This is a genomic window from Paenisporosarcina sp. (genome assembly GCF_049671445.1).
In the GTDB taxonomy this organism is placed as follows: Bacteria; Bacillota; Bacilli; order Bacillales_A; family Planococcaceae; genus Paenisporosarcina.
Map to the genome: position 1 here is coordinate 41,586 of NZ_JBATUX010000022.1, position 22,130 is coordinate 63,715.

Sequence of the window (22,130 nt, forward strand, 5' to 3'; positions counted from 1 at the left end):
TTATAACTATAGTATATGATGATTTTATTTAGTTGTAAATATATACGCCTATATGTCGTGATATTTCCCGGGAAATCGACAAAAAAGGTTGGCTTCTCATGTGAGAAACCAACCTTTCATCATAATACGCCATTTCCGCCAAGCGGCCTTGCCTTTTCAATAGTCATCTTCGAGAATTGCATACATATAGTGATCTTCCCACTGTCCATTAATGAACAGTAGTTGTCGAAGTAATCCCTCTTGTTGTAAATTCGCTTTTTCTAAGACACGAATCGACCCAATATTGCGTGGAGATACATAAGCTTCTATTCGATGTAAGCCAATAACTTCCATTCCATATTTCACAACAAGTTGAACTGCTTCAGTAGCCATCCCTTTACCCACATTCATTTCATCAATAGAATAACCGATAAACGAACTAGAAAATGGAAGTCGTTTAATACCATACATTGAAATATGACCAACCAAGTAATTTGTTTTTATATCATAGATACCAAAACTAAATTCACGTTGGTTTTTCATATGATGTAATGATTCTAATATCTTTTCACGTTGAACAGCTGCGGTAAAATATGAATCTTGATGTCTTGGCTCAAAAACAGACCAGTAAAATCGGTTTTTGGTCACAAGATGAGCTAATTCAGTGGCATCATGTTCACGTAATGTTCGTAAAAAGCAGGTTTGGCCTTCAAGTAGAATCATAAAGTCACCCTTTAGATGAAGTTAATGTAAGAAACTCTTCCACGTCTTTAACACAAAGAGCAATTCCCTTTTCCCAGAAAGCGTGTTGCGTGATATCTTCCCCTAAATGTTTCATAGCTAAATCTTCAACTGACATGATAGCCGTATCACGAAGTAAAGAGATGTACTTCTCTTCAAAACTGCTTCCTTCTTCAATCGCTTTTGCGTATATGCTTAGGCTGAATAAGTAGCCAAAAGTGTATGGGAAATTATAGAATGGTACACGTGAGATATAGAAATGTAGTTTAGATGCCCAGAAATGAGGATGCACATCCCCTAGTCCATCGCCGAATGCCTCACGTTGCGCTTCTTCCATTAACGTATTTAAACGACTAGCTGAAACAATTCCTTTTTTTCGTTCTTCATAGAAACGTGTTTCAAACAAGAAACGTGCATGGATATTCATGAAGAATGCCACACTTCGTTGAATTTTATCTTCTAATAAAGCTAATTTTTCATCAGCTGTTGTCGCTTCTTTAACTGCAGCATCCGCAACAATCATTTCTGCAAATGTTGACGCAGTTTCGGCTACACCCATTGCATATTGACGATTCATCCAGTGAACGGGTCTTAATGCGTACGAATGGAAAGCGTGACCAAGTTCATGAGCGAGTGTTGCAACATTGGACATCGTTCCGCTATACGTCATGAAAATACGTGACTGCTCAGACAATGGCATACCTGTACAGAATCCACCAGGACGTTTATTCGGACGATCTTCAGCTTCAATCCATTCATCTTCAAATGCTTTCCGTGAGAATTTCTCTAGTTCAGGACCGAATTTACCGAATTGTTTTAAAATAAATTCGGCTCCTTCTTGATACGAAACTTTTTGAGTCGATTCTGTAACCGGCGCATCTAAATCATACCAATGCATAGCATCAGCACCTACTAACTCTGACTTGCGCTTTAAATATTTTACAAATGGTGCTTTATGAGCACTAATGGCTCCCCACATTGCATCTAATGTTTCTTGTTTCATTCGATTCATATCTAACGGTTCTTTTAATACAGAGTCCCAACCGCGTTTTTTATAAACTGCTAATCGGAACCCAGCCATATGATTTAATGTTTTAGCAAAGAACTCTTCTTTGTCAGTCCATGCTTGTTCAAGTGCTTCGAACGATTCTTTTCGAACTGATCCATCCGAATGAGAACTTAAGTTACTCGCTTGACCCACAGAAAACTCTTTTTCTTCTCCATCAACTGTAACTCGTACTTTAACGTCTCCAACTAACAAATCATACAGTTGGCTCCACCCATGATATCCATCAACGCCAAGAGCAGTAATCATGTCTTCTTCTTTTTCTGAAAGCAATTCTTTTGCTTCATCGCGCCATTCATTTAAGACAAAAGAAAACTCCTTTAAACGTTTATCTTTCATCAAAGCAGCCCAAACACTGTCTTCAGTTCTAGACAATTGTTGTTGAACTACTAGCATAGATGAAGAAAAACGAGCTCCTAATGAGCCTATTTCACCTTGTAATAAGTTTGCTTGTTTATCTGTCGTATCTTGCGCTAAATAACAACCCACGACAGCTCCAGCTTGTGATAAATTCTCTGCTACTTGTTTCGTTTCTTCTATTATTGATGCAATTTTATCAGCGTCTGATTCATTTTTTGGTACATCAAATGTAGATAATGTTTGTTCAAATGAATCTAATTTTACAGTTAAAGCATTCAAGTGTTCGCGAAGTTCAGGAGACGAACTTCCCCCTTTAAAAAATACGTCTAAATCCCATACTTCTGCATATGTTTTGGTAGTCAAACTCATTTCCCCCATGTCTTTCTAAATTTTCCGAAAATACTACATAATTATATCATGCTTCTTCGGCTTGCGAAACATCGTTATGAGGATTTGTAACCGGTATGCCTTTTTCTACGCACACTTGCATAATATGTTCTAGAATGCTTTTTAAAACATTAATACGTGCATTTTTCTTATCCGTTGCTTCAATAATTATCCAAGGTGCATGTTCAGTATGAGTTTTATCAAACATATCTTCTGCTGCACTTACATAGCTTGACCATTTTTCCCGATTTCGCCAATCGTCATCGGTTAATTTCCATTGCTTGTAGGGGTCTTCACGACGCTCTTCAAAACGATTTAATTGCTCCTCTTTTGTAATTTGTAACCAGCATTTCACCACAATATAGGATTCATCCGTTAACACTTTTTCAAAATCATTGATTTCTTTATAAGCCCGTTTCCACTGTGGCTTCGCTGCAAATCCTTCGATTCTTTCTACTAATACTCGTCCATACCAAGATCGATCGAAGATTCCAATTTGTCCGTGTTGTGGAAGCTTTCGCCAAAAGCGTTGTAAGTAATGGTATCTTAACTCATGTGGTTGTGGCGCAGATATTGGGTGAACAACAAGACCACGGGGATCCAACCTCTCCGTTATTCTTTTAATTGCTCCTCCTTTCCCTGCTGCATCCATGCCTTCAAAAACGATGACAAGTCCTACTTTTTGATTGTATAAATGTTGCTGAACGTTTAACATGTCGTATTGGAGCTGTTTTAATTCTTTTTGGTATAGTTTCTTATTTTCATAGGGTTTTTCTTTAGGTAATTCATTTAATTGAATAATCATCGTAACCCCCTCCAAATTATTTTAAATTTAATCTACAAAAAGTTTTGGTAAATTGGAATTTGTTGTTACTGTAGCATGACGTTATACTAAAGTATAGGAGGTGAACGCTATGGGTCGTTTCGCAATTATGGTTATCGCACTGATTAGTGTAATTACTGTTAATGCATTAGCTAATATTTTGCCTTTAAATAATCAAACAACTGGTGAGATATCAAATCGGCTTCCTGTATTATTTACACCAGCTGGCTATGTATTTTCGATTTGGTCAGTCATTTATGTGCTCTTAATCGTATGGCTTGTGGGCATGTGGAAAAAAAGGCAACAAGGTGATGTTAACTATACAAACCGCTCCACCTTATTTATCATTAGTTGTGTGCTAAATATAGCGTGGATTTATTTATGGCATTATGAGAAATTTTTATTTACAGTCATCGTAATGATTGGACTTCTTATCACACTTGTCTTGCTATACAGAACTTTTCCAGATTCAGATAATAGCATCAAGAGCCGTCTCCCTATTTCCGTATATTTAGGATGGATAAGTGTCGCTACGATTGCTAATATTAGTTATGTTTTAACCTACTTTGAATGGAATGGCTGGGGCTTGAGCGATCCGTTATGGGCAGTCATCATGATGACGATAGGTACAGCACTTGCCTTACATATTCGTTACCACCATTTTGATATCGCTTATGTGTTCGTCTTTATTTGGGCTTTCATAGGTATAGCTGTTCGCAATGGCTTTGAAGAATTGCTAGTTTCTACAGCTGCTCTTTTTTTAAGTGCTGTTATGCTTGCGGGTATTATTTTCATGAAGAAATCAAAGTCCCATTCTAAATCCACATAATTAATGTAGTAGATTAATATAAACAAATTCATAAAATAAAAAACACCAACTGCGCAATCGCTCAGTTGGTGTTTTTGTTAGTTGATTTTTGTTATTAAGATTGGTTCGCCTTTAGTGACAATGACTGTATGTTCAATTTGTGCAACAAGCGATTTGTCTGGCGTTAAAAATGTCCAACCATCTCCAGATTCAACGATATGTTCCGCTTTTTCAGAAATAAACGGCTCAACAGCTAAAACCATTCCTTCTTTCAAGATGGTAGGTTCCCATGCATCATAGTAATTTAAAATATGTTGTGGCGCTTCATGAAGAGATTTCCCAATCCCATGACCGGTTAAGTTCATGATGACCGTATAGCCATTAAGTTTTGCTTCTCGTTCTACAGCTTTGCCTATTTGGTTTAAACGGGAACCTGCTTTTACTTTTAACATTGCACGATCAAAAGCACTTTCAGCCACTTCACAAAGTTTTTCTATTTTCTTATAGCCTGCACCAACCACGAATGAAATACCTGTATCCGCAAAATAGCCATTTAGTGATCCAGAAACATCAATGTTTACTAGGTCGCCATCTTTTATAACACGTGAACCTGGAATTCCGTGCGCAACTTCCTCGTTTACACTAATACAAGTGAAACCAGGGAAATCGTACTCCCCTTTAGGACCTGAAATCGCGCCTGCTTTTTCAAACATTCGTCCACCAAGATCATCAATTTCCTTTGTTGTAACACCTGGTTTTGTAGCTGCACGCATCGCGTCGCGAATCTCGGCAACAATACGTCCTATAGTTTTTAACGCTTCGAAGTCTTCAGTTGTTTTTGCAATCATATTCTTAAAATCCTTCTTTCTCAAAATATATATCCCATACTATACCATAAGGAAAGATGCTTTCCCATATGACAGGACCATTCTGAACATTCAGGAAACCAAATTCTTGATTTGAATTACCGAATTCTACATGGACTTCTACTTACAGCAGATAGTGGAAAGGATTTTCTACCACATGAAGATGTTTCGGATCTTTCTACGGCGGCTTCTGCCCATCTAGAGGCGGTTTCAGACCATTCCAATCAGTTTATGTCTACGTGTGACCAAATGTACATGATGGTCTTTAAACAAAGAGTTAAACCGCCCTATTTGGTTCAAGCAATCGCGGGGCTGCTATGAATAATAAGGAACACACGAAAGCACTCAATAAAAATACTGGAATCATATAAGTTGCATTATAAATGCTTGAGTACATAAATAAATTAGCACCCTCTTCAGCATACATTCCGAAGAAGAAAATACCAGTTATTACATGCGTAATATAACGCAATAATGAACCTATTAATACAGCTGATACAATCGTGAATATTAATTTCCCACGGTTATTCTGTTGTGCATATTTAAAGTATTGTGATCTCAACAATCCTGCGAATCCAACCACACCATAAGCAATTAAATAATCTAGAATGACTTGCATAACAACAAAATTAAATGACAACGGGGTGACAGATATTAATCCTGAAACAATTTGTAACAGGCCAACTAGCAACCCAGTCATAACACCAGCTAATGCCCCTCTTCGGAACGCCATTAATACAATAGGAATCATTACTAAACTGACTGATCCCCCTTGCGGCATTTTAAACGCCACAAAATCTAATACAAACCCTAACGCGGCAAAGATTGCAATCTCGACTAGCAACAAAACTTTTTTATTTCTCATCTTTCTTCCTCCTTTTGCGATGTACTGCAATTCGCATGTCAGGGTGAAAAAAACCACAAAAAAACGACCTAAGGACAGAGCCTGACGTCGTTGGAGTCGGTTTCTATCCACATCCCTGCGCAAGCATTAACTTACAGGTTCTAAGGGTTAGAACTTTTTTCGTTCACTCTCAGCCATTTCAGGCTCCCCTTGTGGTAATTACATCTAATTTTGATATTACGGATTAATTGTACAGAAAGAGGGAAAGAGAAGCAAGAGGGTATAGTCGTTCTGTGACTTTTATATTGTCTATCGATATACTGAACATACAAATAATTAACTAAGGATGTGAAGGATCATGATCGAGATGTTGAAAAATCTAGTGGCAATCAAAAGTGATACCGAGGAAGGTGCAAATGATGCACTACGGTATTGTTCCAAGTGGTTGGACAGTCATGAAATTACACATGAAATTATTGAGAACGAAGGACGATTAATGATTCATGCTGAGATAGGACAAGGCCCAACTACTATAGTATGGAATGGCCATGTTGATGTAGTTCCTGCCAAAATCGAACAATTTAATCCTGTTATTGACGGTGATCGTCTATATGGTCGTGGCTCTGCGGATATGAAGGCCGGTGTTGCTGCTATGATGGAAGCTTTCCGTCGAATTTATTCAGCACGAGAGGAATTAAAGCAACGCATTGTTTTACACATCGTCACAGATGAAGAAACGGGTGGTCGAAAAACATCTGGTCATTTAGTTGAGATTGGACGAACGGGTGATTTCGTCATATGTGGAGAACCTACACACTTGAAACTCAGCGTTCAATCAAAAGGGATTTTGCATGCAAATGTAACACTTTTCGGAAAAGCAGCACATGGTTCCCGTCCATGGGAAGGCACGAATGCTGTTGAAGCTTCCTACTTGTTCCACGAAAAGCTAAAAACGTTACCTTTCACGAAGGCAAGCAATGAGTATTATGAATATCCTTCAATTAATTTGGCTAAAATTCAAGCAGGTGATCGCTATAATGTAGTACCTGATCAATGTGATGTGAATTATGACATTCGTTTTGTTCCTGGTCAAAACTGGGAAGATATTATCCAAGAAATGACGGAACTTGCACAATCAATCAATCCGAAAAACATCGTGAAAGCTGGAGGAAAAACACCAGCAATCACAACAACTGAAGATAATCCATTCGTTCAATCCCTAGCAGTTGTAACAGCGGAAGTAACACAAAAAGATGCTGTATTATTCGGTCAGCACGGAGCAGCAGATACTCGCTATTATGCGAAAACTGGTGCTGGTGCTATTGAATTCGGTCCTAGTGGTGACGATTGGCACGGCCCGGATGAGTACGTGTTAATTTCATCTGTAGAACAATATGCAGATATTTTAACAAAGCATGCATTAAGTTGAAACCATTTGCATGATACTCCGTATTAATGAGTACTATCTTTTAGAGGAGGAGTAAGATTGGATAATCGACGTGTATTATCCGCTTTAAGCTATTTTAGTGTTCTGTTTGCTCCATTTTTATTACCACTAATTGTCTACTTCATTTCTCCAGATACGGAGGTAAAGTACCATGCAAAACGGTCGTTTATATCTCACTTGATTCCTGTTGCTCTAGGTATTATTGGATTCATTGTATTAATGTTTAGTTCCTTTACGATGTATAATACGATGGATTATTCAATAGCGCCTAATGCCACTTCTTCTTTTGATTTCATGGCGGCAGGTGTGCCTATCTTGTTTATGTTGTTGTATGGCGTTTTATCAATTGCGGTATTGATATGGAACATAGTCCAAGGAATTAAAGTAATACAAAAGGTTTAATTAATACTTAATCCGGGAAATACATCACTATACAATAGTGATAGGAGCGATATAAATGAGACTAGGTAACTTAGTTAAAACTGCTATAAAATTTGCACCAATCATTATTCCAATCGTGAAAAAGGCAATGGATAAAAAGAAAACTACGAACACCACATATCCACGTAAATAAAAAAGTTGGAACTCATTTTAATGAGTTCCAACTTTTTTTATATGAGTGGCTTTAGTTCAGCTAACGCTAAGAATTCATTTTCTCGCAAAGACGAAGGTAAAACTGCAGATTCCTCAGTGTCTTTTTCTATACTTTGTTGTTGCATGATTTGCTCGAACGTACGAGGATTTGCAGGAGGAATCTCATTTTTCGTTACCTGCATAGCATCTTTTGCATAAACATTAAAAAAGCTGTTTGCCATCGCTCTGTATCCTTCTACATTAGGATGCACATCTGCTGGATTTGGTACTTTTCCAGTCGCACTATCCCCAAATGCAGCGTCTACTGACACAAATTGCACATCTGCTTCTTTTGCCACTTTTCCTAAAATTTCATTAAGTCGATTCAATTGTTGCGCTGTACCAGTCTTCTGTGAGTCACGTGCATGTGGATATGCAAAATAATAACCCATTACATACACTTGTGCTTTGGGTGCTATTTTTTTCAATTCACTAAGAATCGTCACCATATTTTTGCGAACACCGTTTAATGAATAATCGGCTGGGATTTGTTGAAAGGTTAATGAACCTGATTTCGCGTCTGCTTTAATTAAGCGTAAAAGATCATTCGCTCCCGCTGAAATTGTGATGACGTTTGCATTTTGAAGTAATGGTTTCGCTTCATTAGATTGTACCCGCTCCAACACATCGCTGGTTGTAAAGCCTGGAAATGCTAAATCTTTCGAATAAAAAGCAAGCGGTTGATTACGTCCAATTTCTTGGGCAATTAAATCACTATATCCCGTATCAATTTCACGTTTCGGAGTTTGGCCAGCGGCGAGAGAATCTCCGAGCGCTACATAAGAAATTGGTCCAAATACTTGAGCACTTGTTTGAAGAGGAACAAGAAATAAACCCATGACAACAATAAGAATCGATAATTGTTTTTTCATTAGTGTCACCTTCTAAAATGCCCAATTCCCTTTACGGAATATAGCTTCGATTGTTCCATCTTGACGTTCACCATCTATATCCATCTTTTCGCTACCAATCATGAAATCTTCATGTGTCATGGATGTGTTTAATCCTAGCGCCTGAAGTTGTGACTCTTCTAAATCACGTGCGCCTTCAACACATGTAGGATACGCTTCACCAATGGCTAAATGGTTCGATGCATTTTCATCAAACAAAGTATTGTAGAACAAAATTCCAGAAGAAGAAATAGGTGATTCATGAGGGACTAAAGCTAACTCTCCGAGATAAGCTGAACCCTCGTCATTTTGAATCAATTGTTGTAGTAAATCATTTCCTTTTTCTGCAAGTGCCTTAACGATTTTACCGTTTTCAAATGTTAAGGTAAAGTCATCAATAATATTTCCTTGATAGACAAATGGCTTTGTGTTTCGAACATGCCCATTAACACCTAATTTCAGAGGTGCAGTGTACACTTCTTCAGTTGGCATGTTGGCAATAAACGCAGTTCTATTAGGTGTTCTGCTAGCACCAGTCATCCATAAATGTTTTTCTGGTAATTCAATTGTTAACTCAGTACCAGGTGCTTTATAAATAATTTTTTTGAACCTCTTGTCATTTAAGGCACTAGCACGCTTTTCTAATTCACGAATATGTTTCTTCCACTGTTCGACAGCGTCGCCTTCACCAATTCGCACTGTTTTAAAAATAGCGTTCCATAAAGCGGGTACTTGCTTTTCTTTCGGTAGGTCAGGAAATACTTTTTTTGCCCACATTTCTGAAGGAATTGCGACAATTGACCAAGAAATTTTGTCTGACATGACAGAAGCGCGATATTTTTCTAAAGCACGTCCTGCTACTTTTTGTTGATCAGATATACGTTTGGCAGGAACACCCGCTAATAAATCAGGATCTTCAGCATCAATCCATAATAATGATCCTTGTTGATCAATTAATTCATCTCTTTGAGTGACTACCCATGCGGGAAACTCATGCATTTCAGAATCAGGTGCTAAGTCATAAAAAGCGCGATTTGTTGGTCCATCTGCAAAATTAACGTGGACACGTTTCGCTCCAGCTTCGTAAGCTTTTTTTACAACTAAACGTGTAAAATCAAGAGTATCTGTCGTCGTGTTTATTAACACGTATTGGCCAGGTTGAACGTTTATTCCTACACGTACAGCTAAATCAGCGTATTCTGCTAATTTTTCTTCAAACGTCATTTCTTTTTCCCCCTTTGTAGCAAGGTTTTAGAAGACCCTTCAATTAACGTACCTTGGTCCCATACTTTTTGAACAGGCTTTGAAGGTAACTCTTTTGTCCATTTTTTATAATTTTTTTCATCTGTATATGTTAATAATGACAAGACTTCCCCATCAGCACCGGCGCGACCTGTTCGGCCTGAACGATGCAAATATGGTTCAATCATGTGTGGCACATCGACATGAATAACATGCGTCAAGCCTTCAATGTCTAGTCCACGAGCAGCAATATCCGTCGCAATTAAAATGCTTACTTCACCTTTACGGAAAGAGGCTAAAGCTTGCTTACGTTCTTCTTTTTTCATATCTGAATGTAAGGCGACAATTTTTGCATCACGGAATTTCAATTTCGATTCTTTCATTAGCAATTGATCTAAATTGTTAACAAAAGCTAAGCCTCGTAAGCCATCCATATGCGCTAAACGTCGTAATAAATCGGTCTTGTCGCGCTCTTCTACTTTTACAAAGGAATGAACTACCTTCCCTTGTGCAGGTAACTCTTCATGAGTCACATGAATGCGAATAGGATCTTTCATCAAGCGACTCGCTACTAGCTCGATTTCTTCAGTAATCGTTGCAGACACGACTACAATTTGTCGGTCATGATTAGATCCTTCGATAATTGCTTTTGCCACATTCCGATGTTCTCTAGCTAATAACTGATCGCCTTCATCTAATACAATATGTCGTAAATCATGAAGCTTAAGTTTCTTAGCTTTCATTAATTCATGCAAGCGGCCTGGTGTCCCTACTACAATTGTTGGTTTTTTCTTTAGTTTCTCAAGTTGACGAGCCATATTGGCTCCTCCAATTAATTGAGCAACTGTTATATCGGTGCCAGCTGTCCATTCACGTAGCACTTCCACAATTTGCATCGATAGCTCTTGTGAAGGAGCAACGATAATCGCTTGCGTTTTTGTTATTGAGCCGTCTACTTGATTGAGGATTGGTAAAACGTAGGCTAATGTTTTTCCTGATCCAGTAGGAGATTGTGCCACAACGTCTTTCCCATCAAGCATGTGTGGGATTAATTGAGTTTGTACAGGCATTTCATAACTGAATTTCCATTTATTTTGAAGTTCGGGTTTTAAGTTTTCGATAAATGACATTGATATTCCACCTTTATATATACATGCACTTATTGTACCATAAATCGCTATTTTAAGCCTTTTTCTGCTAGGAAATGTAGTTATCTTCATAATAAAAACTCTGCCCCCAATAGGGACAGAGTTCTGTTAATCCTTTAATTCATAGCCGCATGAAAGAATCGCACTTTCAGCTAAAACCATCAATGAGTCGATGTACATATCATCAAGGTTCAACTCTTTTTTTACAATTGATAATTCCGTGCACCCTAAAATAATTCGGTCGCAACCAAGCTCGTCAAACTTATTAATGATTTGTTGCCATTTTAAAAAGTCAACAGGCTGTCCAGCTTTTACATCATCATAAATTACAGACATGACCATTTCCTGTGTTTCTTCGTCTGGGACAATGGGTTTAACCCCTGCATCTTGGCAGGCCAGCTGATAAACAGAAGTAGTTAATGTCCCTGTTGTTGCCATGATACCGACTTTTTTCGCACCTATTTGTGCAGCTCTTTTTGCTGTTTCATTAATCATATGCAAAACCTGTAAGTCCGCAGCTCCCAACTGAATATCTTGATAAAAAGAGTGAGCAGTATTGCACGGAATAGCTAGTACTTCTGCACCTATCGATTTTAGCTTAACTGCATCTGAAATCATTACAGGAACTGGGTTGGCTTTTGAGCGATCTAATATATAGGTTGTGCGGTCAGGAATGCTTGTATTATTGGTAATCACCATATTGACATGTTGTTGATCCGTTTGAGCTTTCGTGCGTTTAACAATCATTTCACCAAGCAACATCGTTGCAAGCGGACCTACCCCACCAATGATGCCTAAAACTTTCTTTTCCATAACTTATGACAAACCTTTATTATTAAAGTATTTTTTATATTTGCGATAGTAATTTAAGTTATTCAACGTTAATTTCGCCCAACGTTTCGGATTGAAATCTTCTTTATAGAATAAGTGATTAGTTACTTTCCCTTCAGCAATTAACTCTTTTGCTTGTTGTTTTAACTGTTCATTTTGAGCATATTTAAACAATACGCCTTTAGGAATAATCATCCAAAGATGCTTATCTTTTGCATATGTTAACATTTGAGGAATATTAAGCATATGATCATCAGCCACATATTTCATTAAGTTATGACCACTTGCTGTAACGTAGTAACTACTACGTCCATTTCTTAAGTTAATCTCAAATAATTTATACTCACCATCGCGTAAATCCAATTTCATATCAAAATTCGCGAAACCGTTATAACCGATATCTTCTAAGAAAACACGTACTTTATCAAGCAATGCTTCATCGAATGTATTAATGATTGCTGCATAGCTACCAATACCTTCTGGAGAATGCTCTTCTAAAATCGGGTTTCCTAATGACATGAGTTTAACTTTCCCATCTTTCCCTACATACGCATTTAACACTCGCATATAAGAGTCGTCGCCTGGAATAAATTCTTGAATCGTTAAGTTGTCTTTGTAAGATGATTTATATATAGCTTCGATGATCGCATTTTTTTCTGCTTCATCATGCGCTACAAATACTTTTTTCTTCCCTGGGAACGAACAATTCCAGTATGCTACTGAATTTGATGCTTTTATGATGATTGGATACATAAAATCTATCGTAAAAGAGTCTTTTGTTTCAAAAGTACAGAGAGATGTTTTTGGATATGCAAAACCGTATTGCTCACAAATATTATAGAAATTCTCTTTTAGGACAATGCGATCCATTAATTTTTCATCAATGTATGGTACAGCAAAATGTTTTGATAATTGGTCTTTATTTTTGATAATTAATTTTGCGTAATCGTCTCCGCAGGCTAAAAGCAATAACTTTTTATCTGCATGTTCACTCGCCACTTTTATAAGCGCTGGAACGAAGACATCTTGTTCGTTTAAATGAGGGATAACTTGAAAATCCAAAATTTTGCTATCTTGGGTTGCTGATAAATTCATACGCCCTAAAACAAGCGGCTTTAATCCGTAAGCTTCATGAAAAGCTCTTGCCATTCCGTATGCATTCATATCAGAACCAAGCAATATAGGTAAAAACGAATGATTAATTGTCATTGTGATATCAACTCTCTTTTCCAAAAACATAATGTGTATTTTTATTTTAATGAGAATAACAAACTTCTACGTATATTTACACTGATAGTAGAAATATATATTTAAAACAGCTTTTATTTATATTTCCGCTTACTTCTTTAGGAACGGATTACTAAATGAGTCATTTGAATGACCTAAGGTGAAATTATATCATTCTTGGACCAAAAGTTTAAGAGGACTTTGAATCTGTTTTGAATCTACTCAATTGGTACACTTAAAAAAAGAGCCAGAATAACAGGACTACTCCTGCCATTCTGACGCATCGTTACTTGGCTTTTTCCATATGTTCTTTGATTAATTCATATAATGATAGTTCATATAATTGTTTTCCTTCAACTTTAAAAACACCTTGTTCTACTAATTCATCAATCACATTCATTTTTTTTCCATCCATTTTTGTTTCTACTAGTGGGATCATGTTGATTAACTCCTTAAAATTTATCATTCACACAATGTTTACCCAGCTTGTTTCTTGTTAAAACTTTTCTTAAAATTCTTTGGGAATTTTTTATATAGCACATACCCGACATATGTCCCTAGTGTGTTAAGCCACAAGTCATCCACATCACTACTGCGCATTTGCGGTAACTGTAAGAGTTCAATACAGAGTGATAAAAGAAAACCTATTCCAACAGTTCGCCAACCACGATCAAACTTTTTCCATAACAAAGGTACTAGAAAGCCAATAGGAATAAACATCACAATATTACCAACGAAATTAATAAAAAAAGGTTGCCACAAATCCAAGAATCTAATGGCATTATAAGTTTCAATTAATACCCGAAATGGCTCAAGATTAATGGCCTGGTGATCTCCATTCGTAAGCTCTATTGCTCCTTGTTGAACACTAACAGCAGGCAATACTGTTTGTGATAACAATCCTGTGAGAAACATAAAAAACATGATTATGGCTAATTCGCGAAGAACTCTCGTTTTCTTTTTAGCTTTAATTATATGAACAATACGAACAACTATTATAATAGGCAAAATTAATACCATATATAGTCCCATATCTTGTATATATCGAAGAATCAAATCCATAAGACACCCTAACTTTCATGTAATATCCTTATTCTATTCCCTATTCATTTATATTTATAACTTATTTTATAACTAACCCAATCTTTGCGTATTCATGTTCAAAAAAATGGATATTCTGATATTAGACAAGTCTTACCATAAAGAAATTCAGGCTATCTATTCTATAATAAAGGTACTGCTACAAGCTGAGAAAAAGATGCGCTGCATATTGGAGACCGAAAGGAGTGGCATCACATGCGTTACCTTAGTTCAATACTTACTTTACTTTTTCTAGCTTATTTAACAAGCCCACTCTGGGAAAAGCCGGCTAGTCATTATGTTGACGTTTCTTTTTTGGAGACGATTGACGCTCAAGTAATAAAAGGCTATGAATTCTTGAAAGACCAACCATACATTGACAATACAATTGAAGATCTTTCCCGTTCAATTACAACTTTACCGGAAAAGCTGACCTTGGAAGAAAATGAAACTAGTTATGCCCCTGTTACTCAAGTTGAGAAACCTACTTTAGCGACCCCAACTGACGGATTGTTTTCGGTGCATAATATCCAGATTGGGGACAAAATGGATAGCGTCACACAAGAACTTGGGAAAGCAAAAAGAATTACAACAAATGAATATGGGTCACAGTGGCACACATTTCATAAAGACTTTCAAAACTTTATGATGGTTTCATTTGATGATTCTTCTCGAGTTAATGGTTTATTTACCAATAACGATTTAATCGCTTCTTCCTTTGGAGTTCAGTTAAACAGTCCAAAATCCGTTGTTCAAAAAGCATTAGGGAAACCGATTAAACAAATCCAAAAAGGAAATATCAATTACATTTTGAATGATGATGGTGAGATGGATACATTCTTAATTGAAAATGTATATGTAACTATATTTTATGACGTTCATGAAAATGATACAGTAACTGCCATTCAAATCATTTCTGATGGCCTAGAAAAACAAAAACCTGCCTTATATGGCAACACAAGCGAGGATTTAAGAGAGGGCTTCGAGTTCCAATTATTTGACTTAACGAATGCTGCGCGTGTCCATCACAAAATTCCTCCTGTAACATGGGAATCAACAATACGAGGAACAGCCTACAAACATAGTCTAGATATGGCGGATAAAAATTATTTTAGTCACACTAATTTAGCTGGAAAATCTCCTTTTGATCGCATGACTATGGATGATATTAACTATTCAGTAGCTGGGGAAAACTTAGCCTACGGTCAGTCTAGTAGCATTTTTGCACATGAGGGATTAATGAATTCTATCGGTCATCGGAAAAATTTATTGAAACGAGACTTTACATTTTTGGGTGTAGGTGTCGCCTTTAACGATGAAAACCAACCATATTATACCGAGAATTTTTTCACCCCATAAATGTTGTTCGATAAGAAAAAGGCAGTTCCCTTAAAAATGGAACTGCCTTTTTCTATTAATCGACTGTAGAATTGTTAGAAACTTGATTTGATAGATTTAATTCATTTTGGGAAAACAATTGAAAAGTAAAGGCAAACTCCGTACCAACTCCGACCTTACTTTTAACGTTAACTGTTCCGTTCATCGCTCTTACAATGCTATGCGCAACCATTACACCGAGACCCGTTCCATTGTCTCCTTTTGTTGAATAATAGGGTTCACCTAATCGTTCTATTTGTTCTTTCGTCATTCCAACACCGGTATCTTGAACCTTAATGATTACTTGAGAAGAATTTGATAGCGTCGATATCGATAATTGCCCACCATTTGGCATCGACTCAATCGCATTTTTAAGAACATTTACAAAACATTGATGAAATTTTTGACAGTCCCCTTCTATTAAATTTTGAGAAGAATAATTACTAATCACTTTTACCGAGTTTTTGTTCGCTGACGGTTGGAGTAATTTAATGATTTTGTTAAGTTGTTCTTGAATCTCAAACACTTCTATAGATTCCAGCGTAGGCTTGGAAAATGTTAAATAATCTTGAATCACTTTCTCGGCTGATTGTAACTCTTCTTTCATAATTGATAGGTATTGGTTCCTCTTCTCAACATTCAGTAAATCGTCTTCTAGAAGTTGAAGAAAACCCATTGCTGATGTTAATGGATTTCTAATTTCATGAGAAATAGCTGCACCCATTTGTTCAACGGCATCCAATTTCTCAGCCTTAACCAATCGTTGACGTAAAAGTATATTTTTTTCAATTACTTCCATGATATAAGAAATCATTGCAACGCCCAGAGGAGGTATCAAGATATAGGCAAACCACACATCAAGAGTATGATTGGGGGGGGCTAGAATTTCAAGTCCAACTACCATTAACACACTAACCATCCATGTGACACCAACCGAAAAAAGTATTCGATACTTCGATGTAAGTTTTAAAAACCAAGGAGACATGTACCATAATAAAAAACCAAATATTCCATAAAATCCGACTCCTAAATAAAAACCTAAATCAATTCCATGAAATCCCCGAATGATAATGATTACTAGAGCTAAAATCGGACTCAACCCCATATATAGGCCACCGATCATAAATGGAACAATCCTCAAATCCAAAAGCATTTCTTCATTTAATCGATATGAGAATATAAAACAGAGTATCAACGAAATAACAAAATAAAATTTAGCCGTTTCTTTGTTTAAACGCTTACCACCAGATGTCTCTGCCCACATTAAACAAAAAAACAGTAAAACGATTAATAATGCAAGATTAAATAAGAAATGCACAGTTAATGATTGCACGTAGATACCTCTTCCCTCTATGTATAGGTAAATATTAACTGTAGTATCACATTTTCACAATCATTATTTTATATTTTTGTTGATTATTCACCATTTTCAGACTTCTCCATACTTGTTAACATATTGAATTTGAATCAAAATTAAAAACTGCCATAAAAAGATAAAATCTTTCTAGGCAGTTTAAGATAACAAATATTATATTCCCTGTTACTTAAGCAAGTACTCCTTGAATTATTCCCTCATTATTTGCCACTACAACTTGGTTTCTGCCATTTTCTTTTGCTGCATATAGTGCTTCATCGGCCCTTACAAGTAGTTGTTTAACATGAATATCTGGGGATGTAGCAACACCGGCAGATAAAGTGATAGATATATTTAAATCATCCACCACAATTGGATGTGTTTCTGTTGTATATCGGATTCTTTCTATTACTCGCTGCACATTTTCTTTGTCACAAAAAGGAAGAATTACAACAAACTCTTCGCCACCATAACGTGAAATAATATCAACACTTCTCAAGTTATTAGAAATAATTTGACTTACTTTTTGTAAAACCACATCACCAACAATATGTCCATATTCATCATTCACTTTTTTAAAGTGATCAATATCAATAAAGGCAAGTGACAGTGGAAGAACACCCTTTTTTTTAGATGTATACAACTCATAATAATGCTTAAATGCACGTCTATTATATAGTTGTGTTAAGGGGTCTTTTCTTGCTGAATTTAACAAGTTCGTTTTGTAAACATACTCATCACTTAAATCCTTGACCATCCACAAAAGAAAGAAACTTAAAATAATATTAATTGGTAAAGAGGATGGCACAATAACACTTAAATAGTCAGCAATTGGAATCACGCCGAGAAAACCAATGGATAAACTATTAACGCTATTCATAACCAACACAACCACAAGCATTTTTGTGTATACATGCCATTTTTTTGAAATCCAATAAACCATCATTCCGATTATTGAAAGAATGATTACTGTAATAAATCCTGCAATTGCTGCTTCGCTGATTCCGAATGTAAATCGAGCCAAGCCTATACCAATGCCTATCATAAGTATGTAAAGAGGGTTTCGTGTATACATTGCTGCAATAATTATAGGAATAAATCGCAAATCAAATATTACTGAGTCACTTAGATGAATTCCGAAGAACATCGAGCACCAACCACCTAATATTGCAATCAAAATAAGCGAAAACTCAATGAAATTTTTACTTGAATTCACTAAAAACTGTTTATATAAAAACCCTGATAAATAAATAATGGTGATTAATACTGAAAAGTTAACCAAATATTCCTTAATATACAACATGTCTACTGCCCCCTTCTTGTTTCTATACTTAACATGCCCCTTGGAAAGATCTTGAAGATTTATTTTTATAAGACAAATTTATCATAAATTTTAGTAATGTGAATTTTTAATAGGCAAGCCAATATTTCTATACCCAAGGAATAAAAAATTAACACAATTTTCAACATTATAATTTTCTTAATATGAGGTTTCGGATTAAGATAACTTTTCAATAAAGACTACTTTTAAATAGTCACCTTCTTTATATTCATTGATTGTTTTAAAGTCATTTGGAAGACTGAACTCTTCTCGGATGACAAAACTACCGCCTGTTTGTTTAAATGCCTTTTCAATAAATCCTTTGAATTTAGCCATTCCAAACGTACTACAGTTTGATGACGCGACGATAATGCCATTTTTCTCTGTAATAGATATTGCTTGCACTAATAACTCAGGATAGTCCTTTCCAGCGCTAAATGTATGTTTTTTTGAACGTGCAAAACTTGGAGGATCTAAAATAACCAAGTCAAATGTTAATTTTTTACGAACGGCATATTTAAAGTAATGAAAAACATCTTCTACGATAATGTCTTGGGCCTCATAATCTATGGCATTTACGCTAAACTGCTCTATGGTTTTGCTTTTACTGCGATTGGCTAAATCTACACTTGTCGTTTTGATTGCACCACCAAGTGCAGCTGCTACTGAAAAAGCTCCCGTATAAGAAAAAGTGTTCAACACATTTTTTCCTTGTGAATACGAATCATGTATTGTCTTACGAACATCTCGTTGATCTAAGAAAATACCAACCATTGCCCCATCATTTAAATACACAGCAAAATTCATATCATTTTCTTTAACAAGTAAAGGCTCAGGTGCTTTCTCTCCTGAAATAAAGTCATCATCTTCCATGTATGTGCCTTGTGATGCAAAACGTTTCTTTTCATAAAGACCTTTGACATTGACTGTATTCGTTAATGCTTGGATTACTTCATTCTTAAACTGATAAATTCCTTCACTATACCAACTAATGACATAGTAGCCCTCATAATAATCAATCGTTAACCCTCCAACGCCATCGCCTTCTCCATTAAAAACACGGAAAGCAGTTGTTGTAGCATCTTCAAAAAGAGACGAGCGATGTTCTATAGCCAGATTCAGCTTCTTCTCAAAGAAGTTGACATCGAATGTTTCTTGTTGATTTTGACTTAACACCCATCCTCGACCTTTGTTTTGTTTGCCATAGTAACCCTTGCCCAAAAATTGATGTTTATCATCAATTAATTCGATAATAGTCCCCTCAACGCTTACGTCCTTCATGTTCATAATCGCTTCCTCCATAATTAGAGGATAACCAGCCTTGATATTTTTAGCATAATTAGATTTCACTTTAAGCTGTATATTTTTTTTCATATAATCACCCATTCATTTCTTTTTCTCTATTCTACCCCTGTTTTGACTGAAAATCATACGGATGTACATTATCAGTCCTAATTTCATTTATTGCTCCGTAATTTCTACTGCGTAAAAGCCATACAATGTAAGAATGTCTGTTTTTATGGAAGGAGTTTATTGCCATGGCTATAAAGCCTCCGCAACTTAAAGCTGGCGATACAATCGGGATTGTTACGTTAGGCAGTCCTTTAAGTGCTACTGTAATCAATCAAGGGATTACAACGTTAGAAAATATGGGCTTCAGTGTACTAGTTGCTGATCATGTTTACGATTCTGTTGGATTTCTTGCTGGAACCCCAGAACAACGCGCAGCAGATTTAATGAAGATGTTTGAGAATAAAGATGTGTCTTGTATTTTACCAACTAGAGGAGGAGTAGGAGTCGCAGGGATTCTTCCATTCCTTGATTTCTCAGTGATTTCCAAAAACCCCAAAATCATTTCTGGCTACAGTGATATTACCGTATTATTAAATGCACTATATGAGTATTCTGATTTAATCACTTTCCAAAGTCTCTTATTACTAGACTTCAACCCTCAAACACCCGCTTATAATTTCAATCAATTCTTTGCTGCTACTTCTGCCTTAACAGCACCTTGGGAAATAGTTAATCCTCCAGAGATTCCATTAGTAAATAAAGTTGCTGGAGATGTAACAGGTCCAATTGTTGGTGGGAATTTAACTTCTTTTGTTGGTACATTAGGCACTTCTTTTGAAATTAATACAGAAGGAAAGATTTTGTGCCTTGAAGAAACGCATGAACCAATAAATACAGTGTATCGCTACTTGAGCCACTTAAAACTAGCGGGAAAATTTGAAGATTGCATCGGAATACTTATGGGTGAATGCACCAATTGCGAGCCTGCCTACGGAGTCAATTACAATGAACTCATTGATGAATTTCTAGTTCCTTTAGGTAAACCATTAATGACTAATTTAGCCACAGCACACGGCCGATTCAAAGCAGCCATACCAATTGGAGCAAGTGTGAGGATGAATACAACTGAAAGAAAGTTAACTGTTACCGAAGCAGTGGTAAGTCCTTAAAATCACAAAAAAACCGACTGCAGTTGTATGCACTCGGTTTTTTGATTTTACTTGCTTATTTTTTCAATAAAGAAGCCCACTCAGTTTCAAGCCATTTATCAAAGTCTGATCCTTTTTCGCCTTCATACGCATCGTATACATCGAGTCTCATTTTTTTGAACTTCTCTTTAAACTCTTCATAAGTATGATCTGCTGGCAAACTCTTTTTAATGCGCAACAAGATTTTAGAAGTTCCTTTAATAATATCGAATTTAGTTTGCTTTGGTGGCGTCACATCTTCACCAAAAGCTTTAAGTTGTCTGTATGCCGCTTCTTGGATTTTGAACACAGGGTCTTTTGTCATTCTTGTTGTAAGAACATCAATTACTTTGCTGTGTTTGTGTTGACCTAATTCTTCAACTGCATCAAAACGCACTCTCCAACTTGACGTGCGATTTGCAGCCTTTTTTAGTTCCTCGTAATTTTCTGGTAACTCATTTTGTACATTGTTAGTCATAGTTCAATCTCCTTTTATATAAAAATCCATATGTGGATAAGAAAACATTCATGCATGGAACAGAATATCCTTTACCAAGTATTGTACCATTTTCTGACCCTTCACATACGTTGTTTCATGAAATGAGATTATTCAAACCAATTGATGAGCTACGAATCCGCTATTTAATCCAATTTATTCTTTGATTATTTCTTTCAACTCTGACCAATTTGTAATTCTTGGAACCGTCAAATGTTGATTATACGATTGATTCATGACGTATACTTTTAGCGAATCCTCTGAAAGTGTATTCAAAACATCCGGCTTATCATCAAAATAATAATCCAGCTCTAACTCTTTAATAATATTCACTTTATCTTGGTCTTTCATTCCATAGAAAAATCTCTCTTCTTTTACAGGAAAACCTTGTTCGATCATCCACTTTTTCGTGCGTTCCCCGTGTTCACTAGGTCTAGCCGTTATATAGTAAATCTCATGACCTTGCTTATTCAGTTCTACCAATGTTTCGACAGCATCTGGGTAAGCAGGACAAGACGTATAATAAATCTCTTCTAAAGTGTTATTCCACATATTTTTTCCTTGCTCTGCTGTAAGACCGAATGCTTCATGAATTTCAACCTTGTCTAATTCATGGAAAACATCCATTGGAACAGACTGCTTTAAGTTTTTATTGTAAATGTGAAAAGCATGTTCTCTTAGACTAATAAGTGTATCATCGATATCAAAACCAAATTTCATCATATATCCC

The 22,130-nt window shown here is 36.2% G+C and carries 22 protein-coding genes and 1 riboswitch; of the genes, 5 read left to right on the forward strand and 17 right to left on the reverse strand.

All coding sequences use genetic code 11. The features are described from left to right. Nucleotides 1-156: 156 nt before the first annotated feature. From WBG45_RS03165 to WBG45_RS03175, 3 genes are read right to left on the reverse strand one after another with little or no spacing between them, the layout of a single operon-like run. Complete coding sequence (locus WBG45_RS03165; protein WP_424412341.1) at nucleotides 157-702, reverse strand: GNAT family N-acetyltransferase; 546 nt, start codon at nucleotides 700-702, stop codon at nucleotides 157-159. Between the two features lie 4 nt (nucleotides 703-706). Next, on the reverse strand, nucleotides 707-2,509 hold the full coding sequence (locus tag WBG45_RS03170) for a M3 family oligoendopeptidase (RefSeq protein ID WP_424412342.1): 1,803 nt from the start codon (nucleotides 2,507-2,509) through the stop codon (nucleotides 707-709). Between the two features lie 52 nt (nucleotides 2,510-2,561). Beyond that, on the reverse strand, nucleotides 2,562-3,338 hold the full coding sequence (locus WBG45_RS03175; RefSeq protein ID WP_424412343.1) for a polyphosphate kinase 2 family protein: 777 nt from the start codon (nucleotides 3,336-3,338) through the stop codon (nucleotides 2,562-2,564). A gap of 109 nt (nucleotides 3,339-3,447) precedes the next feature. On the opposite strand from WBG45_RS03175, the gene WBG45_RS03180 reads away from it, so the two are divergent. Further along, complete coding sequence (locus WBG45_RS03180) at nucleotides 3,448-4,185, forward strand: TspO/MBR family protein (protein ID WP_424412344.1); 738 nt, start codon at nucleotides 3,448-3,450, stop codon at nucleotides 4,183-4,185. A 77-nt stretch (nucleotides 4,186-4,262) separates the two neighbouring features. On the opposite strand, the gene map is transcribed toward WBG45_RS03180, so the two are convergent. Beyond that, a complete protein-coding gene (gene map, locus WBG45_RS03185; protein WP_424412345.1) occupies nucleotides 4,263-5,012 on the reverse strand; it encodes a type I methionyl aminopeptidase in 750 nt (249 codons plus the stop codon). A 295-nt stretch (nucleotides 5,013-5,307) separates the two neighbouring features. Next, the gene (gene thiT / locus WBG45_RS03190; protein WP_424412346.1) at nucleotides 5,308-5,895 is read right to left on the reverse strand and encodes an energy-coupled thiamine transporter ThiT; all 588 of its coding nucleotides are present in this window, start codon (nucleotides 5,893-5,895) and stop codon (nucleotides 5,308-5,310) included. Between the two features lie 95 nt (nucleotides 5,896-5,990). Next, nucleotides 5,991-6,095, reverse strand: a riboswitch (TPP riboswitch). 137 nt (nucleotides 6,096-6,232) lie between these two features. Here thiT and WBG45_RS03195 point away from each other — a divergent pair. Next, nucleotides 6,233-7,303, forward strand: a complete 1,071-nt coding sequence (locus WBG45_RS03195) for a M20 family metallopeptidase (RefSeq protein WP_424412347.1) — start codon at nucleotides 6,233-6,235, stop codon at nucleotides 7,301-7,303. Nucleotides 7,304-7,360: 57 nt separating this feature from the next. Beyond that, nucleotides 7,361-7,723 (forward strand): DUF4870 domain-containing protein, encoded by a 363-nt coding sequence (locus WBG45_RS03200; RefSeq protein WP_424412348.1) that lies wholly within the window; start codon nucleotides 7,361-7,363, stop codon nucleotides 7,721-7,723. 209 nt (nucleotides 7,724-7,932) lie between these two features. Here the strand turns inward: WBG45_RS03200 and WBG45_RS03205 are convergent, their stop codons facing one another. The 7 genes from WBG45_RS03205 to WBG45_RS03235 form a co-directional block, all read right to left on the reverse strand. Next, nucleotides 7,933-8,826: an SGNH/GDSL hydrolase family protein gene (locus WBG45_RS03205; protein ID WP_424412349.1), complete on the reverse strand. Its 894-nt coding sequence runs from the start codon at nucleotides 8,824-8,826 to the stop codon at nucleotides 7,933-7,935. A gap of 12 nt (nucleotides 8,827-8,838) precedes the next feature. Continuing rightward, nucleotides 8,839-10,068, reverse strand: coding sequence for an aminopeptidase (locus tag WBG45_RS03210; RefSeq protein ID WP_424412350.1), 1,230 nt, complete (start codon nucleotides 10,066-10,068; stop codon nucleotides 8,839-8,841). Next, nucleotides 10,065-11,216, reverse strand: coding sequence for a DEAD/DEAH box helicase (locus tag WBG45_RS03215; RefSeq protein WP_424412351.1), 1,152 nt, complete (start codon nucleotides 11,214-11,216; stop codon nucleotides 10,065-10,067). The genes WBG45_RS03210 and WBG45_RS03215 overlap by 4 nt, the downstream gene beginning before the upstream one ends. Nucleotides 11,217-11,342: 126 nt before the next feature. Then, nucleotides 11,343-12,047, reverse strand: coding sequence for an aspartate/glutamate racemase family protein (locus WBG45_RS03220; RefSeq protein ID WP_424412352.1), 705 nt, complete (start codon nucleotides 12,045-12,047; stop codon nucleotides 11,343-11,345). A 3-nt stretch (nucleotides 12,048-12,050) separates the two neighbouring features. Further along, complete coding sequence (locus tag WBG45_RS03225; protein WP_424412353.1) at nucleotides 12,051-13,274, reverse strand: ATP-grasp domain-containing protein; 1,224 nt, start codon at nucleotides 13,272-13,274, stop codon at nucleotides 12,051-12,053. Nucleotides 13,275-13,578: 304 nt separating this feature from the next. Beyond that, nucleotides 13,579-13,731 carry a Fur-regulated basic protein FbpA gene (locus WBG45_RS03230; protein ID WP_424412354.1) on the reverse strand — a complete coding sequence of 51 codons (153 nt, stop codon included), beginning with the start codon at nucleotides 13,729-13,731 and terminating at the stop codon, nucleotides 13,579-13,581. Between the two features lie 38 nt (nucleotides 13,732-13,769). Further along, nucleotides 13,770-14,324, reverse strand: a complete 555-nt coding sequence (locus WBG45_RS03235) for a VanZ family protein (protein ID WP_424412355.1) — start codon at nucleotides 14,322-14,324, stop codon at nucleotides 13,770-13,772. A 264-nt stretch (nucleotides 14,325-14,588) separates the two neighbouring features. On the opposite strand from WBG45_RS03235, the gene WBG45_RS03240 reads away from it, so the two are divergent. After that, entirely contained in the window at nucleotides 14,589-15,731 is a 1,143-nt protein-coding gene (locus WBG45_RS03240) for a CAP domain-containing protein (RefSeq protein WP_424412356.1), read from the forward strand. A 55-nt stretch (nucleotides 15,732-15,786) separates the two neighbouring features. Here WBG45_RS03240 and WBG45_RS03245 read toward each other — a convergent pair whose 3' ends face one another. The 3 genes from WBG45_RS03245 to WBG45_RS03255 all read right to left on the reverse strand — a co-directional run bounded on the left by WBG45_RS03245 (nucleotide 15,787) and on the right by WBG45_RS03255 (nucleotide 19,798). Then, a complete protein-coding gene (locus tag WBG45_RS03245; RefSeq protein WP_424412357.1) occupies nucleotides 15,787-17,082 on the reverse strand; it encodes an ATP-binding protein in 1,296 nt (431 codons plus the stop codon). A 211-nt stretch (nucleotides 17,083-17,293) separates the two neighbouring features. Next, on the reverse strand, nucleotides 17,294-18,406 hold the full coding sequence (locus WBG45_RS03250) for a GGDEF domain-containing protein (RefSeq protein ID WP_424412358.1): 1,113 nt from the start codon (nucleotides 18,404-18,406) through the stop codon (nucleotides 17,294-17,296). A gap of 195 nt (nucleotides 18,407-18,601) precedes the next feature. After that, nucleotides 18,602-19,798 carry a class I SAM-dependent rRNA methyltransferase gene (locus tag WBG45_RS03255; protein WP_424412359.1) on the reverse strand — a complete coding sequence of 399 codons (1,197 nt, stop codon included), beginning with the start codon at nucleotides 19,796-19,798 and terminating at the stop codon, nucleotides 18,602-18,604. Nucleotides 19,799-19,962: 164 nt separating this feature from the next. Here WBG45_RS03255 and WBG45_RS03260 point away from each other — a divergent pair, with 164 nt between their 5' ends. Continuing rightward, nucleotides 19,963-20,886: a S66 peptidase family protein gene (locus WBG45_RS03260; RefSeq protein WP_424412360.1), complete on the forward strand. Its 924-nt coding sequence runs from the start codon at nucleotides 19,963-19,965 to the stop codon at nucleotides 20,884-20,886. Nucleotides 20,887-20,941: 55 nt separating this feature from the next. Here WBG45_RS03260 and WBG45_RS03265 read toward each other — a convergent pair whose 3' ends face one another. Together WBG45_RS03265 and WBG45_RS03270 are read right to left on the reverse strand one after the other, a co-directional pair. Then, nucleotides 20,942-21,382, reverse strand: a complete 441-nt coding sequence (locus WBG45_RS03265; protein ID WP_424412361.1) for a HEAT repeat domain-containing protein — start codon at nucleotides 21,380-21,382, stop codon at nucleotides 20,942-20,944. A gap of 174 nt (nucleotides 21,383-21,556) precedes the next feature. Continuing rightward, nucleotides 21,557-22,120 carry a 5' nucleotidase, NT5C type gene (locus WBG45_RS03270; RefSeq protein WP_424412372.1) on the reverse strand — a complete coding sequence of 188 codons (564 nt, stop codon included), beginning with the start codon at nucleotides 22,118-22,120 and terminating at the stop codon, nucleotides 21,557-21,559. Nucleotides 22,121-22,130: the final 10 nt, after the last annotated feature.